This is a genomic window from Streptomyces sp. NPDC014882 (assembly GCF_043081325.1).
Taxonomy (GTDB): Bacteria; Actinomycetota; Actinomycetes; order Streptomycetales; family Streptomycetaceae; genus Streptomyces.
In genome coordinates, this window is record NZ_JBIBWL010000001.1 from 448,519 (window position 1) to 465,476 (window position 16,958).

Below are 16,958 nucleotides of genomic sequence, written 5' to 3' on the forward strand. Positions count from 1 at the left end.
GCCGCCGATGCTAGGCAGCGTGCGGCGGCTTCGCCGGGGGCACGCGCGCGGGGGCGGCGAAATACGCGCGGGTGCGGGACACCCGGGGTGCGCGGGGTGCGCGGGGACGCGCGCGGTGCCGTGACCTCGTACCCGACCTCGTGTCCGGCCCCGCGCGCGGTGCTTCGTCAGGCGGGCCGGACCACGCTGTGGATCGACGACTCCCCGTCGTAGTAGATCGACTCCTCGCGCACGTACGCGCCGGGCTTCGGGGCGTGGATCATCATGCCGTTGCCGGCGTAGATGCCGACATGGGTGACGTCGGAGTAGAAGAAGACCAGGTCACCGGGTTGCGCGGCGGAGAGGGAGACGGTCGTGCCGGCATCGACCTGGTCGTAGGTGACGCGCGGCAGGGAGACGTCGGCGGCCTTCCAGGCGGCCTGGGTGAGACCGGAGCAGTCGTAGGAGTCCGGACCGGTCGCACCCCACACGTACGGCTTGCCGATCTGCGCGCGGGCGAACGCCAGCGCCTTCTCGGCCTTGGTGGCGTACGAGGAACCCGTGGACGGGGAGGGCGACGGGGAGGGCGTCGACGTGCCGGTGCCCGCCGTATCCGACGCGCCGGCGCTCTCCTGCCGCGCGGCCGCCGCCTGCGCCGCCTGCTGTTCGGCCAGCTCGGCGGCCTTGCGGGCGGCCTCCTGCCGCTTCCGCTCCTCGATCTTCGCCAGCCGGGCCTTCTCCTCGGCCGTCAGCTGCGACAGCAGCGCGCGGGCGGAGCCGAGCTTCTTCTGGACGGCGGCCTTGGCGGTCCTCAGGTCGTCCTGCGAGTCGGTCAGCGTCCGGAGGCTCTCGGAGGCCTCCCGGCGCTTCTTCATCGTCTCCGCCTGGTCGGCGAAGTAGTCGTCGACCGCGCCCTTCTGGCGGTCGGTCACCCGCCCCATCAGCTGCGTCTGGTCGAAGTAGTCCTGCGGGGAGTCCGCGAGCAGGAGGGTCGCCGTGTCGGGGGCGGAGGCGCCGGTGCGGTACTGGGCGGCGGCGTAGGACCCCAGCTCCTCGCGCGCGTCGTTGAGCTTCTGCGCGCGCTGTGCGACGTCGTCGAGGAGGGCGTCGACCTTCTTGCGCTGCTTGCCGGTCTTCTCCTTGGCCGCGTTGTACTTCTCGGTGGCCGACTCCGCCTGGCGGTAGAGGTCGTCGACCTTCTTCTCCACCTCCTCCAGGCTCGGCCTGTCGTCGGCGGAGGGGGCGGCGGTGGCCGTCTGCGAGAGCAGTGCCACCGAGGTGAGGGCGGCGGTGGCGAGAGCGGGCGTACGGATGCCTGCCGTGCGCGTGCTCGTGGAGCGCGGCTTGCGGTGCTGCGACGCCAAGGGAGGCGACTCCTTCCATGCTCCGCCTACCGGGTTAGCTGTCGGGTTCGGGCGAGGATGCTTCGGAAGGGTTGCCCTACGGCCCGTCCTCCCCGGAGGGGAGTGAGCCGATTCACCCCAAGGTCTCGGTGGGTCCCCGGCTCCGGCTGCCGCGGGGCACGCCGGACTCGGCGGAGGCCGCGCGGCCCGGCGAGGTTCGCCGGAAGGGGTCGAGCGGCCTGCCCGGCACGGTAGCCAACCGGTGTGCCCCCTGTGAAGGTTGGTGGGTGATATGCCCGATACATTTTCGTGACCTCCGGAGGGTTTGCCGTCCGCGGTCACCGACGGTGCAAGGGGGGCGCCGGAAGGTGAGGGGCCGGGATGTTTCCCGGACGGCTCCGGGTTGTCGGTGGGGCGGCCTAGACTCGGAGAGCGATGAGCAGCCTCTTTGACGACAGCTTCCTGGCGGACCTCCAGGCCCCCCGCGGCCACGACGAGGAACCCCCGCCGCCGCCCGAGGACGATCACTCTCCGGAACCGGTTCCGGACGATCTGTTCGGCGGGAAGTTCGACGTGCCGCCGGACCGGGACACCCACTACCGCGACGGCGCCCCGCGCCCCCCGGTCGACGCGGCGGCGCTCCTGGAAGGGCTCAACGAGAACCAGCGCGCGGCCGTGGTCCACTCCGGCACCCCGCTGCTCATCGTCGCCGGTGCCGGCTCGGGCAAGACGCGTGTCCTGACCCACCGCATCGCCCACCTCCTCGGCGAGCGGCACGTCCACCCCGGCCAGATCCTCGCGATCACCTTCACCAACAAGGCCGCGGGCGAGATGAAGGAGCGCGTCGAGCAGCTCGTCGGCCCGCGGGCGAACGCGATGTGGGTGATGACCTTCCACAGCGCGTGCGTGCGCATCCTGCGCCGCGAGAGCAAGCGGCTCGGCTTCACCTCGTCGTTCTCGATCTACGACGCCGCCGACTCCAAGCGCCTGATGGCCCTGGTCTGCCGCGACCTCGACCTCGACCCCAAGCGCTTCCCGCCCAAGTCCTTCAGCGCCAAGATCAGCAACCTCAAGAACGAGCTGATCGACGAGGAGGACTTCGCCGTCCAGGCGGCCGACGGCTTCGAGAAGACCCTCGCGCAGGCCTACGCCATGTACCAGTCGCGGCTGCGCGAGGCGAACGCCCTCGACTTCGACGACCTGATCATGACGACGGTCAATCTCCTGCGCGCCTTCCCCGACGTCGCCGAGCACTACCGGCGCCGTTTCCGGCACGTCCTCGTCGACGAGTACCAGGACACCAACCACGCCCAGTACGCCCTGGTCAGGGAGCTCGTCGGCTCCGTCGGACAGCCGGTGGACGCGCCTTCGGGCGAGGACGGCCTGCCCCCCGCCGAGCTGTGCGTCGTCGGTGACGCCGACCAGTCGATCTACGCCTTCCGCGGGGCGACCATCCGCAACATCCTCCAGTTCGAGGAGGACTACCCGGACGCCACCACGATCCTGCTGGAGCAGAACTACCGCTCCACCCAGACGATCCTCACCGCCGCCAACGCCGTCATCGAGCGCAACGAGTCCCGCCGTCCCAAGAACCTGTGGACCAACGCGGGTGAGGGCGCGCGCATTACCGGCTACGTCGCCGACACCGAGCACGACGAGGCGCAGTTCGTCGCCGACGAGATAGACCGCCTCACGGACGCGGGCAAGGCCAAGGCCGGCGACGTCGCCGTCTTCTACCGGACCAACGCCCAGTCCCGCGTCTTCGAAGAGGTCTTCATCCGCGTCGGCCTGCCCTACAAGGTCGTCGGCGGCGTCCGCTTCTACGAGCGCAAGGAGGTCCGGGACGTCCTGGCCTACCTGCGCGTCCTCGCCAACCCCGAGGACTCGGTCCCGCTGCGCCGCATCCTCAACGTGCCCAAGCGCGGCATCGGCGAACGCGCCGAGGCGATGATCGACGCCCTCTCCCAGCGCGAGAGGATCAGCTTCCCGCAGGCCCTCAAGCGCGTCGACGAGGCCTACGGCATGGCCGCGCGCTCCACGAACGCCGTCAAGCGGTTCAACACGCTGATGGAGGAGCTGCGCACGGTCGTCGAGTCGGGAGCGGGACCGGCGACCGTCCTGGAGGCCGTGCTCGAACGCACCGGCTACCTGGCCGAGTTGCAGGCCTCCACCGATCCGCAGGACGAGACCCGCATCGAGAACCTCCAGGAACTCGCGGCCGTGGCCCTGGAGTTCGAGCAGGAGTCCGGCGAGGGCGAGGCGACCGGCTCGCTCTCCGACTTCCTGGAGCGGGTCGCGCTGGTCGCGGACTCCGACCAGATCCCGGACGAGAGCGAGGACGGCTCCGGCGTCATCACGCTCATGACCCTCCACACCGCCAAGGGCCTGGAGTTCCCGGTCGTCTTCCTCACCGGCATGGAGGACGGCGTGTTCCCGCACATGCGCGCCCTCGGCCAGACCAAGGAGCTGGAGGAGGAGCGCCGCCTGGCCTACGTCGGCATCACCCGCGCGCGGGAGCGGCTCTACCTGACGCGCTCGGCGCTGCGCAGCGCCTGGGGGCAGCCGTCGTACAACCCGCCCTCACGGTTCCTGGAGGAGATCCCGGCCGTGCACGTGGACTGGAAGCGGACGGGGGCGACCTCGCCCGTGTCCTCCGGCCCGGTGTCCGGGGTGGCGGCCTCGCTGTCGTCGCGCTCGCGTTCCTCGGCGGCCGGCGCGTCCGGCTTCGCCACGCGGCGCACCGCGGAGAAGCCGGTGATCGCCCTGGCGGTCGGCGACCGCGTCACCCACGACCAGTTCGGTCTCGGCACCGTCGTCGGCGTGAAGGGCACCGGCGCCAACGCGGAGGCGACGGTCGACTTCGGCGAGCCCAAGCCGAAGCGGCTGCTGCTGCGCTACGCGCCGGTGGAGAAGCTGTAGCGCGCACGGCGCGAGCCCCCGGCGTCGGACCGACGGCGGGGGCTCATCGCGGGATCGAGGGGTGTTACGTCGGGTCGAGCCCGTGGCTGCGCAGCCACGGCAGCGGGTCGATCGCGGAGCCTCCGCCCGGCCGGACCTCGAAGTGCAGGTGCGGTCCGGTGGAGTTGCCGGAGTTCCCGGAGTACGCGATCGGGTCGCCGGCCTTCACCGTCGTCCCGGAGGCGACGCGGTAGCTGGAGAGGTGGCAGTACCAGGTCTCCGTGCCGTCCTTCGCCGTCACGATCATCATGTTGCCGTAGGCGCTGTTCCACTGGGTGCGGACGGTGCCGTCGGTCGCCGCCATCACGGTGGTGCCGTAGGACACCGGGAAGTCGATGCCGCTGTGCAGCGACATCCAGTTGACGCCGGACTGGCCGTAGTAGGCGCTCAGGCCGTGGTTGCCGACCGGCAGCGCGTACTTGGGGCGCAGCCGCTCCTTGCGGGCCGCCTCCGCCGCCGCCTTCTTCTTCTCGGCCTCCTGCTGGGCCTTGAGGTCGATGCGTTCCTGCGTGCGGCTGGCCCGGTCGGCGAAGGCGTCGGCCTCGGCGGTGAGCGTCTGGAGCTGGGTGTCCAGCATGTTGTTCGCGGTGGACGGCTTCACCGCCTGCGCCTCGGAGGCGGACGCCGTGGTGTCCTGGTCGTCGCCACCGGTCAGGGTGCCCACCGAGGCCGCCGCGATACCGGCGACGCCCATGACGCACGCCGAGGGCACGGCCACCGTCAGCAGCGCGGAGCGCCGCGCGGGCGTACGGCGCCGGGAGCGGTTCGCGTTGCGGGTGGCGGCCCGGCCGAGCGGGGCCGGAACGGCCTCCTCCTGGTCGTCGAGGAGGAACGGTGCGGCGTCGGCCGGCTCGTCGCCGCCGGGGCCGTCGCGGCCGACCTGCTCGAAGGTGGCGGTGGCCTGCTGGTCGAAGGGGATCTCGGCCTGCTGGTCGAGGGCGGTCTCGCCCGACGGGCCGTACTCGTCCGGCGCGTACTCGTCGCCGCTCTCCGCGGCCTCGCCGCCGTCGGAGTTCCACTGCGTGGCGTCGTAGGCGCCGGTGTCGAAGGTCTGCGTGCCCCATTCCCACTGCTGGGTCGGGTCGGCGGGGGCGCCGGCGTCCCCGGGCGCGCTCCAGGTGCCGGTGTCGCTCTCCGCGAGGGGGGATCCCCAGCCGCCGCCGTCGGTCGCCGTGGCCTGCGGCGGGATGCCCGACAGCTGCTGCTGGTCGGCGGACCAGGCGGTGGTGTCGTAGGCGCCCGTGTCGTAGGCGGCGTGGTGCTGGGCCGCGTACGGGTCGTGGTTCAGGGTCTGGTGACTGCCCGTGGACCACTGCGTGACGTCGTGGACCCCGGCCGGGGCGGCGTCGCCCTGCATGTGGCCGAAGAGGGGGTCGGCCGCGAAGTGGCCCGTGGCGTGCGCGCCGGTGTCGTAGGCACCGGAGCCGTAGCCGTGGTACGTGGTGAGGTCGCCGTACTGGGCCTCCGGGGAGCCGTACGACGCCTGGTGCGCCGGTGCGGCGTCGGAAGCCGGAGCCGGGGTGGTCATGGTCCCCGACGGGTGACGGTCGTCCACCAACTTCTCTCTCGCCTAGACAACAGGGTCTGCCAGAGCACAACAGGGGCTGCCAGAGCAGTGCGGCGACTGTACCCGGCGGTATGCGGGCGCGACAATCTTCCGCAGGTTTCATGCCTGCGGGAAAAGGGCATTCGGTGGGGTTTCGGGGAACGGCGGGCACGGGTTTGGCCCTACGTTCGAAATTTGTTCGAAATCTGACGACCGTCCCGGTGCGGAGTGGGGCGGGTAAGTCGGCCGCGCGGAGCGGCTGTTATGCCACCGCATGTCTGTTTGTGGCCGAAAGCGGCGACGGATGTCCGATCGCGAAGTGCCGGTGACGCCTTCCGGTCGTCCGGACGGTTGTTCTCAGGCGACTGTCAGGTCGCCGGTGTGCGCTCCGGGCGTGCCGGGCGTGGCGTCCGTCGCCGTGCCGTCTCCGTCGAGGGCGTCCCGTATGCCGGTCGCGACGGCCGGGTGCACCGGAAGGGCGAGGTGGCCGATACCGCTCACCTGCACGTTCTTCGCCAGGAGGTCGGGGTGGTCGAGGCGGGCGGCCTCCAGCGGCGCCATCAGGTGGTCCAGATCGCTCCAGAAGCTGACGAAGCGCGTGCGGCAGCCGGGTGCGGGCCGGGACAGTTCCTCGATGACCTCCGAGCCGGGGCGCATCTGGCGCACGATCGGGTGGGCGTTCGCCAGCGGCGCCACCCGGGTCCCGGCGTGCGGGGTGCCCAGCGTGACCAGTGTCCGCACGCGCGCGTCGCCGCCCAGCCGCTGTACGTAGTAGCGGGCGATCAGCCCGCCGAGGCTGTGCCCCACGACGTCCACCCGACTGCTGCCGGTGCGCTGGCAGATCTCCTCGATGTGCCGTCCGAGCAGCTCGGCGGCGATCCGGATGTCGCAGGTCAGCGGCGAGTAGTTGAGCGACTCCACACGGTGCCTGCCGTGCTGGGCGAGGCTGCGGCGCAGCAGGACGAAGACGGAGCGGTTGTCGATGAATCCGTGCAGGAGGACGACCGGGGGCGGGCCCTGCGTCGGCAGCCGTGCCGGATCCCCGGCCCTCCCGGTCCTCGCGGCGCCGCCGTCCAGGGGGAGCGCGGGCACGGTTTCGCCACGGCGCTCCTGGACGATGCCGGAGGGGTACAGGAGGAGGTGCCCCGTGAGGATCGCGAGTTCCAGGGCGGTCGCCTTCAGGAGCGTCGCGGAGAGTCCCATCAGTCCGCTCGGCAGCAGGCGCCGACAGAGGCGGTGGGGGAGAAAGGGCTCCAGGGCCCGGGTGACCTGCATGGCCGACCTCCTGTCGGCACGCCGAGGACGGCTCCGACCCCCGTGTGCCCTCGTGTGCCCTCGTGGAAGTCGCGGCGGAGGCGCTCGGCGGAGCGTGGAGGGCGGTGCGGCGGGGTGAGCGGTCCGCTCCCGGTCCTCCTGACGTCGACGGCCCTGCCTGCCTGCCCGTCCGGCCTGCGCCGATACGCCACGCTGCCACGGCGCGCGGTCTGCGACGCGGCGGTGCGGCGACCTCTGTGCGGCTCCCGCTTACGCGGATCTGTCCCGGGTTCCCCGTCGGGGAGGAGACAACCGCGTTCGGTGAACGTGTCCCATGGTGTGATTTCCCCCTCGGTACGCACCGTGAAACCGCCGGTTGCGGGATGCTGGGGATCTGGGGATAACGTTCGTTCACTTCCCCGGCCGGTGTGGTGGTACCTCTCGGTACGCAGGGAATCGGTACGGATGGATGTAGTCGCTTCATGGAGGCAGTGATGGGTGTGGCAGCCGGTCCGATCCGCGTGGTGGTGGCCAAGCCGGGGCTCGACGGCCACGATCGCGGGGCCAAGGTGATCGCGCGTGCGCTGCGCGACGCCGGTATGGAGGTCATCTACACGGGCCTCCATCAGACCCCCGAACAGATCGTCGACACCGCGATCCAGGAGGACGCCGACGCGATCGGTCTGTCCATCCTTTCCGGGGCGCACAACACGCTCTTCGCCGCCGTGATCGAACTCCTCCAGGAGCGGGACGCGGCGGACATCCTGGTCTTCGGCGGGGGGATCATCCCCGAGGCGGACATCGCGCCGCTGAAGGAGAAGGGCGTCGCGGAGATCTTCACGCCCGGCGCGACCACGGCGTCGATCGTGGACTGGGTGCGGGCGAACGTACGGCAGCCGGCCGGCGCGTAGGGCGGTCCCGGGCGGGCGGGGCAGCCCGCACCGGTCGTCCGGGGCGGCACCCCGGCACCCCGCCCCACCCCGGAGGGGCCGCACGCGGCCCGGACGGGCAGGACGGGTACGTCGGGCCGGACAGGTACGCGCGGAACCGCGTGCGTGCGGAACCGCGTACGGCACGTGGCGTGCGGGAGGCGACGTGCCGGCGCGCGCAGACGCGCAGGGCACGGGTGCGCAGGGCACGGGTGCGGGGCGGGGCGGGGTCGTGGGCCGGTGTCATCGTGCCGCGCCCAGTTCCTCGCTCATCACGGCCCGCAACCGCAGCGTCGTCCCCAGGCGCTGGAACGCCTCCGCCCAGTAGCCTCCGGCGCCGGGCGAGGCGTCCTCCGGCTCCTCCGGAACCGCCAGCAGGCCGTCGAGGCGAGCGGCCTCCGCCGGATCGAGGCAGCGTTCCGCCAGGCCCATCACCCCACTGAAACTCCACGGGTAACTCCCCGCGTCCCGGGCGATGTTGAGCGCGTCGAGAACCGCCCGGCCCAACGGCGCGGCCCACGGCACCGCGCACACCCCGAGCAGCTGGAACGCCTCCGACAGGCCGTGCGCCGCGATGAAACCGGCCACCCAGCCGGCCCGTTCGCCCGTCGGCAGGGTGCCCAGCAGTCCGGCCCGCTCCGCGAGGGACACCGCCCCCGGCCCGCCCGCCTCCGGCGCCGACGGCGCTCCGAGCAACGCCCGCGACCAGTCGGCGTCCCGCTGCCGTACGGCCGCCCGGCACCAGGCCGCGTGCAGTTCGCCCGCCCAGTCGTCGGCCACCGGCAGCGCGAGGATCTCCTCCGGCGTACGGCCGCCCAGCCGCGCCGGCCAGCAGGCGAGCGGGGACGACTCCACCAGCTGGCCGAGCCACCAGGACCGTTCGCCCCGGCCGGGCGGAGCCTTGGGCACCACGCCGTCGCGCTCCATGGCCGCGTCGCACTCGTGCGGCGCCTCCACGACGATCGTCGCGGTGTCCCGCGTGCGGTCGACGGCCACGCACGCGGTGGCCCGCACCGCCATCCGCGCGGCCAGCGCCGATCCCGGCAGCGCCGACAGCAACTCCGCCGCCGTGGCACGCACATTGCGGCTGCGGTCGGCCAGTGCCCGTTCCAGGAAGGGCTCGTCCCGGGGACCGAGGCCGGTGCGCAGCGAGTCGAGGAACATCAGGCGGTCCTCGGCGCGCTCCGTCGGCCAGGTCGACTCCAGCAGTGCGCGGGCGGCTTCGGGATCGCGGGAGCGGATCGAGGCGAGGAGGGCGACCCGCTCGGCGAACAGGCCTTCCTGCCACAGTTCCGCGATCCGGCCGGTCTCCTCCGGGCCCGGCAGGGACGTGCCGCCGCCCGGTGTCGAACGCAGGGCGAACCGCCACTCCGGATTGAGGCGGGCCAGCCACAGCGCACGCGGGCCCGCGAACTCGAGCGCCGCCGGACGCAGGTCGGTGCGGCCGCGCGCCGCGTCCAGCAGGGCGGGCAGCGTCTCGGAGGGGGCGGCGAAACCACGGGCGTTGGCGGCCGCCAGCCACTGGGGCAGCAACTCCATCAGGTCCGGCGCCGTCCCCCTGCGGCCGCCTCCGGCGCTGCCGGGGCGGTCGGCCAGCAGTCGGGCCAGCCTGCGGGCCGCGGCGGCGGGCAGCGCCGGGCGCGGGTCCTCGGGGGCCGGTTCGGGCCGGGGCGCCGCCCGCCCCGGCAGCAGCCCGGCCCGCCGCCGCAGGGTCTCGGCGGCCGCCGCGTCCAGCAAGGCCGAGGGCGCGGAGCGGCCGGGCGCCACGTCCGGCGGCGTGCGCCGGTCCGTCCCGAGCAGGGCCATGGCGACGAGATCGTCCCAGGAGGCCGGTGCGGTACCGCTCATGTGCTTCCTTTCTGGATCACCGAGTCGAGTGGCGGGGTGGGTCGCGGACGTGGCCTTCCCGGCCGGCCGACCGGCCGAGACCCGAGCCGAGGCCGAGGCCGAGACCGGCGTCGGCGCGCGCCGGGCGCGCGCCGGGTGCGGGCCGGGTGCGGGTGCCGGATGCCCTTGCGGGGGCCGGGCGGAGCCTCAGGGGATCAGCACAGGTGGACCGCCCTTCCCGGGGTCGTCGGCCAGGCGGTCAGGGGCGTGAAGCCGCGGTGGCCGCACTCGCCGAAGACCTTGACGGGAGCACCTCCCGAGAGGGCGACCAGGCGCCACAGTCCGGGCCGGGACGTCGCCGCCGGCGTGAGCGGCAGCGCCGTGTCCCCGCCGGCGTCCGCCAGTTGCCAGGAGGACCCGTCCGGTGTGGGGACGACGGCGTCCAGGGTCACCGGCACCGAGTCGAGCCAGGGATCGTCCCGCAGCGCCGAGCCGTAGCGGGCGGCGGCTTCCGCCGTGGTCACACCGTCCGGCCGGACCGCGGTGGGCACGGGCGGCGAGAACTGCTCACCCAGGGCGCCCCGCTGCTGCCCGGCGCCCGGGTACGCCGACACCTCCGCGTCCAGGGCCAGACCGGCCGGCAGCGAGAGTTCGGGTGCGCGGCCGGCGGCCCCGTAGGAGAGGAGGAGCGTCGTGCGGCCCGACGTGGTGCCGTACAGCCAGATGCGGCGGGTCGTCAGTCTCGGGTCCGGGACGTCGTACTGGGCGAGGACCAGCCAGTCGTCGCGCAGCGGCGGTCCGTCCGGCGGCCGGGTGAGACCGACACGGGTGCGGACCGTCGCCGCCAGGGCCTCCGGCAGCCGGTCGCGGTGCAGCCAGCCCTGGCCGAGGAGGTGGAGCAGCGCGCACTCCTCCAGCAGCCGCACCGGCCAGCCGGGCCCGGACGCGGGCACGGCCCCCGCCTCCCGCACGCGCGCCGCCAGCCCGGGGGCCTGGGCGTCGACCATCCGGGCCGCCGTCTCCTCCCACAGCCCGTACCCCGCCTGCCCGGCCGCGGCCAGGCCGGAACGCAGGAGGTCGGCGAGCCGTTGCTCCAGCTCCGTCGCCCCCGCGGTGACACGCTCGGCGCGGCGCTCGGCCCGGCGACGGGCCGCCTCCGGATCGGCCGGGCCCGCTCCGGAACTCCCCGCGGCCGCCCCCCGTTCCCCCCGCGTGCGGGTCCGCCGCGCCGCGAGCCACGTCCGCGCCCAGTCCGGAGCCCGCTCCCCCGCTCCGGCCGGCACCGCCTCCTCCCCCTCCGTCCAGAGCAGCAACAACCCCAGCGCGTGTGCGCACGGCACCTTCCGGCCCGGACAACTGCAGCTGTACGCGGGCCCGGACGGGTCCCCGACGTCGACGACCGTCCGGTACGGGCCGTCGCCACCGCCGCCGCACAGCCCCCACACCGCCCCCTCCCCGGAACAGCCCGTCCCGGACCACGGACCGGCCGCGCCGAGTTTGCTCCCCGCTTTGCGTGACCCGGCGTCAGGCGTCAGTGCCAGCACCTGGTCCACGGTCCAGCGCACCCCCTGCTGTGTCATGTCTCGAAGGTAGGTCCCCCCACTGACAATCGGTCCCCGAGAGGCCCTCGCGGCAGTGTTCTCGCAGGTCGGAGTGCGTTGTCAGTGGGGTGGTGCAAGGTGGACACCAGATCCGAACCGGCCGAGCTGGAGGGGACCTCAGCCATGTCAGTCAGCGTTGGACCGACGTCCGCCGAACCACGCCACGACCACTCCGCGCCCGCGAACGGCACACCCGGGCAGGAGGTCCTGAGGCCGCACGCCGAGGACGCCTTCGCCCACGAACTCGCGGCGCTGGCCGCTCAGGACGACCGTCCGCGCCCCGCCCGCTGGAAGCTCTCGCCGTGGGCGGTCGCCACCTACCTCCTCGGCGGCACCCTGCCGGACGGCACCGTGATCACACCGAAGTACGTGGGCCCGCGCCGCGTCGTCGAGGTCGCCGTCACCACGCTCGCCACCGACCGCGCCCTTCTCCTGCTCGGGGTGCCCGGCACCGCCAAGACCTGGGTGTCCGAACACCTGGCCGCCGCCGTCAGCGGTGACTCGACCCTGCTGGTGCAGGGCACGGCGGGCACTCCGGAGGAGGCGATCCGCTACGGCTGGAACTACGCGCAGCTGCTCGCCCACGGCCCCAGCCGGGCCGCGCTGGTGCCCAGCCCCGTCATGCGGGCCATGGCGGAGGGCATGACGGCCCGGGTGGAGGAACTGACCCGTATTCCGGCCGACGTGCAGGACAGCCTCATCACCGTCCTGTCGGAGAAGACGCTGCCGATACCGGAGTTGGGGCAGGAGGTGCAGGCGGTCCGCGGCTTCAGCCTGATCGCCACGGCCAACGACCGAGACCGCGGGGTCAACGAGCTGTCCAGCGCCCTGCGCCGCCGTTTCAACACGGTGGTGCTGCCGCTGCCGGAGAGCGTCGAGGCCGAGGTCGACATCGTCACGCGTCGCGTCGGCCAGATCGGCCGCTCCCTCGACCTGCCGGCCGGGCCCGACGGCATCGACGAGATCCGCCGCGTGGTGACCGTCTTCCGCGAACTGCGCGACGGGATCACCTCCGACGGCCGTACGAGGGTGAAGTCGCCGAGCGGCACCCTGTCGCCCGCGGAGGCGATCTCCGTGGTGACCGGCGGCCTCGCGCTCGCCACCCACTTCGGCGACGGCGTCCTGCGCCCGGCCGATGTCGCCGCGGGCCTCCTCGGCGCCGTCGTCCGTGACCCGGCCGCCGACCGGGTGGTGTGGCGGGAGTACCTGGAGGCGGTCGTCCGCGAGCGGGACGGCTGGGCGGACTTCTACCGGGCGTGCCGGGAGGTGACCGCGTGAACGGGCACGGGGCCACGACCCGGGACGGCGTTCCGGTGGGGCGCGGGCGGGCACGGGCCGGGCGGGACGCCGGGGGACGACGGCCGGGCGGGGAACCACGGGGGAGGGGCCGGGATGCAGGACGCTGAGGTGACCGGGGACGGCCGGACGGCCCTCGGTGCCGGGGAGGGAGGACACGGGGACCGGGGGCCGGGCGGGACGGGGGACGGGACCACCGGCGGCCGGAGTTCCGGGGGGACGGACGGCACCGAGGGCCGGGGACGGGGACGGGGTCCGGACGGCGACGCGGCCGCCGGTGACGGGGCGGCCGGTGACGGGGCGGCCGGGCCGGGCGGGAAGGGGGGCGGCGGGGGACGGCGCGTGCGGGCCGCCGGGAGAGGACCGGCCGGGCGGTCCGCGGCCGGCTCGGGCCGGGCCCTGCTGCTCGGGGTGCGGCACCACGGCCCGGGGTCGGCGCGGGCCGTCCGCAGGGCGTTGGACGCCGCCCGGCCGCGGGCCGTGCTCGTCGAGGGCCCGCCCGAGGCCGACGCGCTGATCCCGCTGGCCGCGGACGAGGACCTACGGCCCCCGGTCGCCCTCCTCGCGCACGCCGTGGACGAGCCCGGCCGGTCGGCGTTCTGGCCGATGGCCGCGTTCTCCCCGGAGTGGGTCGCGCTCCGCTGGGCCCTCGAACACGGTGTCCCGGCCCGCTTCATCGACCTGCCGGCCGCGCACACCCTGGCCTGGCAGCGGAACCCCGACGCGAGCACGGCGCCCGGGAGCACGGCGCCCGAGGCGGAACCGCCGGACGACGTCCTGCGCGTGGACCCGCTCGCCGCGCTCGCCGACGCCGCCGGGTACGACGACCCCGAGCGCTGGTGGGAGGACGTCGTCGAACACCGGGGGGCGGGGCGGCGCGACCCGCTGGCGCCCTTCGCCGCGATCGAGGAGGCCATGACGGCCCTGCGGGACGGGCACGGCGCCGCGGCCACCGAGCGGGACCTCGTGCGGGAGGCGCACATGCGGCTCCGGCTGAGGGCGGCGCTGAAGGAGTCCGGGGACGGGCCCGTGGCGGTGGTGTGCGGGGCGTGGCACGTGCCCGCGCTCCGGCGGACCACGGCGCTCACCGCCGACCGGGCGCTGCTGAAGGGGCTGCCGAAGACCAGGGCCGACCTGACGTGGGTGCCGTGGACCCACCGCAGGCTGACGCGGGCCGGGGGATACGGCGCCGGCATCGACTCGCCCGGCTGGTACGCCCACCTGTTCGCCTCCCCCGACCGGCCGGTGGAGCGGTGGCTGACCAGGGTGGCCGGCCTGCTGCGGGACGAGGACCGCGTCGTCTCCCCGGCGCACGTCATCGAGGCGGTCCGGCTGGCCGAGACGCTCGCCGCGCTGCGCGGCCGCCCGCTGCCCGGCCTGAGCGAGACCACCGACGCCGTGCGGGCGGTGCTGTGCGAGGGATCGGACGTACCGCTGGCGCTGATCGAGGACCGGCTGGTCGTGGGGGACGTCATGGGGGAGGTCCCCGCCGCGGCGCCCGCGGTGCCCCTGCAGCGTGACCTCGACCGGCGCCGGCGCCGGCTGCGGCTCGCACCGGAGGCGGCCGAACGGGAACTCGAACTGGACCTGCGCAAGGAGACCGACGCCGAGCGCAGCAGGCTGTTGCACCGGCTGCGCCTGCTGCGGGTGGACTGGGGCGAGCCGGCGGTCTCACGAGGGAGCACGGGCACGTTCCGCGAGACCTGGCGGCTGCGCTGGCAGCCCGAGCTGTCCGTCCGGGTCGCCGAGGCCGGGGTGTGGGGGACGACCGTGCCGGCCGCCGCCACCGCCCGGGCGGAGGCGGACGCCGTCGCGGCGCGTGACCTCGCCGAGGCGACCGCCCTCGCGGAGCGCTGCCTGCCGGCCGGACTGCCGGACGCCCTGCCGACGGTGATGCGGGTCGTCGCCGAACGGGCGGCCCTGGACACGGACGTCGGCCGTCTCGCCCGGGCGCTTCCCGCCCTGGCCCGCTCCCTGCGCTACGGAGACGTGCGCGGCACCGGTACCGGCGCGCTCGCCGACGTCGCCACGGGGCTCGCCGAGCGGATCTTCGTCGGCCTGCCGCCGGCGTGCGCGGCACTCGACGCCGACGCGGCCGAGGAGATGCGCGGCCACGTGGACGCGGTCCACGGGGCGGTGCGGCTGCTCGAGGAGGAGGCCGGAGCGGAGCGGGCCCCGCTGCCCGGCCGGCTCCGGGACCGCTGGCGGGACGTCCTGCGGCTGCTGTCCGAACGGCGCGGCGTGGCGGGGGTGGTGCGGGGGCGCGCCGTACGGCTGCTGCTGGACGACGGGCAGCTGGCGGCGGACGAGGCGGCGCGGCTGATGGGGCTCGCGCTGTCACCGGGGACGCCGCCGGCGGACGCGGCCGCCTGGATCGAGGGCTTCGTCGGGGGCGGGGCCGGCGGCGGGCTGCTCCTCGTGCACGACGAGCGGCTGCTCGGCCTGGTCGACGGCTGGCTGTCGGGGGTGTCGGCGCAGGCGTTCACGGACGTCCTGCCGTTGCTGCGGCGGACGTTCTCGGCGTACGAGACGGGGGTGCGCCGGACGCTCGGGGAACTGGTGCGCGCGGGGCCGGGGAAGAGGAGAACCGTGGTGCGGGCGGGTGCCGGGACCGCGGGGTTCGCGGACGAGACCGACGCGGGACGAGCGGACGCCGTCCTCCCCGTGGTGCGGCTGCTGCTGGGGCGGGACGGGACACAGAGGGACGGGACACAGCGGGACGACGACCAGCCGGCGGGAGTGAGGACATGATGTCGGGGACGGGGGAGACGGACCCCGCGCGGGAGCGGCTGCGGCGCTGGCGGCTCGTGCTCGGGGGCGGCGGGGCGGACGGCACCGGGCACGAACCGTCCGGGCGGGACGCGGCCATGGACGGCACGCTCGCCGCGCTCTACGGCAAGGGGGACGGGGCGCGGACGGGGCGGGACCGTTCGGCGGGGCTCGGGGCGTCGGCGCCGTCGGCGGCGCGCTGGCTGGGGGACATCCGGAGGTACTTCCCCTCCTCCGTCGTCCAGGTCATGCAGCGCGACGCCATCGAGCGGCTCGGGCTGGCCGCGCTGCTGCTGGAACCGGAGATGCTGGAGGCGGTGGAGGCGGACGTCCACCTCGTCGGCACCCTCCTCTCGCTCGACAAGGCGATGCCGGAGACGACGAGGGAAACGGCACGCGCCGTCGTGCGCAAGGTCGTCGAGGACCTGGAGAGACGGCTCGCCGGCCGCACCCGCGCCACCCTCACCGGCGCGCTCGACCGCGGCGCCCGGGTCGCCCGGCCCCGCCCCCACGACATCGACTGGAACCGCACGATCGCCGCCAACCTCAAGCACTACCTGCCCGAGTACGGGACGGTCGTGCCCCAGCGGCTCGTCGGCCACGGGCGGGCCTCGCCGTCCGTGAAGAAGGAGGTGATCCTCTGCGTCGACCAGTCGGGGTCCATGGCGCCCTCGGTGGTCTTCGCCTCCGTGTTCGGGGCGGTGCTGGCGTCGATGCGGTCGATCAGCACCCGGCTCGTCGTCTTCGACACGGCGGTCGTCGACCTCACCGACCAGATCGAGGACCCCGTGGACGTCCTCTTCGGCACCCGGCTCGGCGGCGGTACGGACATCAACCGGGCGCTCGCCTACTGCCAGTCGCGGATCACCCGCCCCGCCGAGACGGTGGTGGTGCTCATCAGCGACCTCTACGAGGGAGGCGTACGGGACGAGATGCTGAAGCGGGTCGCGGCGATGAAGGCGTCGGGGGTGCAGTTCGTCGCCCTGCTCGCGCTCTCCGACGAAGGAGCGCCCGCCTACGACCGGGAGCACGCCGCCGCCCTGGCGGCGCTGGGCGCGCCCGCCTTCGCCTGTACGCCCGACCTGTTCCCGGACGTGATGGCGGCGGCGATCGAGAAACGCCCGCTTCCCGTCCCGGACCTGGACGCCGGTGCGGCAAACGGGACATGACTACCTATCGGTAACAGAGGGCTTGCGCAACCTCGGGACTCCCGTGCGAGGATCGAACGCCTCGTTTCGTCGCACGGGAGGTTCCTCCCCCTTGGCCCGCCCCGCTCGCCTGCCCGCCGTCCCCGCACGCAACGCGCTGCGCGGCGTGCTGCTGCTGGGTGGGTTGTTCGCGCTGGGACTCCTCCTCGGCGGGCAGGCACAGGCGGCGGACGGAGCACTGCCGGCCGCGGCCACGCCACCGGGTTTCACGCCACCGGTTCTCACGGCGCCGGCGGCCACGGTGTCGG

At 74.4% G+C, this 16,958-nt stretch carries 10 protein-coding genes and 1 riboswitch; of the genes, 5 read left to right on the top strand and 5 right to left on the bottom strand.

What is annotated here, in order from left to right; genetic code table 11:
- Nucleotides 1–167: 167 nt before the first annotated feature.
- Nucleotides 168–1,343 (bottom strand): NlpC/P60 family protein, encoded by a 1,176-nt coding sequence (locus ACF09K_RS02010; protein ID WP_392240518.1) that lies wholly within the window; start codon nt 1,341–1,343, stop codon nt 168–170.
- Nucleotides 1,344–1,351: 8 nt separating this feature from the next.
- A riboswitch (cyclic di-AMP (ydaO/yuaA leader) is annotated at nt 1,352–1,526 on the bottom strand.
- Between the two features lie 231 nt (nt 1,527–1,757).
- On the opposite strand from ACF09K_RS02010, the gene pcrA reads away from it, so the two are divergent.
- Nucleotides 1,758–4,241, top strand: a complete 2,484-nt coding sequence (gene pcrA, locus ACF09K_RS02015; RefSeq protein ID WP_392240519.1) for a DNA helicase PcrA — start codon at nt 1,758–1,760, stop codon at nt 4,239–4,241.
- 64 nt (nt 4,242–4,305) lie between these two features.
- On the opposite strand, the gene ACF09K_RS02020 is transcribed toward pcrA, so the two are convergent.
- Together ACF09K_RS02020 and ACF09K_RS02025 are read right to left on the bottom strand one after the other, a co-directional pair.
- Nucleotides 4,306–5,835: a M23 family metallopeptidase gene (locus ACF09K_RS02020; RefSeq protein WP_392240520.1), complete on the bottom strand. Its 1,530-nt coding sequence runs from the start codon at nt 5,833–5,835 to the stop codon at nt 4,306–4,308.
- Between the two features lie 348 nt (nt 5,836–6,183).
- Entirely contained in the window at nt 6,184–7,101 is a 918-nt protein-coding gene (locus ACF09K_RS02025; protein ID WP_392240521.1) for an esterase/lipase family protein, read from the bottom strand.
- Between the two features lie 473 nt (nt 7,102–7,574).
- Here ACF09K_RS02025 and ACF09K_RS02030 point away from each other — a divergent pair, with 473 nt between their 5' ends.
- Nucleotides 7,575–7,991, top strand: coding sequence for a cobalamin B12-binding domain-containing protein (locus tag ACF09K_RS02030; protein WP_392240522.1), 417 nt, complete (start codon nt 7,575–7,577; stop codon nt 7,989–7,991).
- A 261-nt stretch (nt 7,992–8,252) separates the two neighbouring features.
- Here the strand turns inward: ACF09K_RS02030 and ACF09K_RS02035 are convergent, their stop codons facing one another.
- Together ACF09K_RS02035 and ACF09K_RS02040 are read right to left on the bottom strand one after the other, a co-directional pair.
- Entirely contained in the window at nt 8,253–9,857 is a 1,605-nt protein-coding gene (locus ACF09K_RS02035) for a DUF5691 domain-containing protein (RefSeq protein WP_392240523.1), read from the bottom strand.
- 194 nt (nt 9,858–10,051) lie between these two features.
- A complete protein-coding gene (locus ACF09K_RS02040) occupies nt 10,052–11,416 on the bottom strand; it encodes an SWIM zinc finger family protein (protein WP_392240524.1) in 1,365 nt (454 codons plus the stop codon).
- A gap of 144 nt (nt 11,417–11,560) precedes the next feature.
- Between ACF09K_RS02040 and ACF09K_RS02045 the strand changes: the two genes are divergently transcribed.
- The 3 genes from ACF09K_RS02045 (at nt 11,561) to ACF09K_RS02055 (ending at nt 16,671) form a co-directional block, all read left to right on the top strand.
- On the top strand, nt 11,561–12,715 hold the full coding sequence (locus tag ACF09K_RS02045) for an AAA family ATPase (RefSeq protein ID WP_392240525.1): 1,155 nt from the start codon (nt 11,561–11,563) through the stop codon (nt 12,713–12,715).
- A gap of 360 nt (nt 12,716–13,075) precedes the next feature.
- The gene (locus ACF09K_RS02050) at nt 13,076–15,484 is read left to right on the top strand and encodes a DUF5682 family protein (protein ID WP_392240526.1); all 2,409 of its coding nucleotides are present in this window, start codon (nt 13,076–13,078) and stop codon (nt 15,482–15,484) included.
- Complete coding sequence (locus ACF09K_RS02055; protein WP_392240527.1) at nt 15,481–16,671, top strand: VWA domain-containing protein; 1,191 nt, start codon at nt 15,481–15,483, stop codon at nt 16,669–16,671. Before ACF09K_RS02050 ends, ACF09K_RS02055 begins: the two co-directional genes overlap by 4 nt.
- Nucleotides 16,672–16,958: the final 287 nt, after the last annotated feature.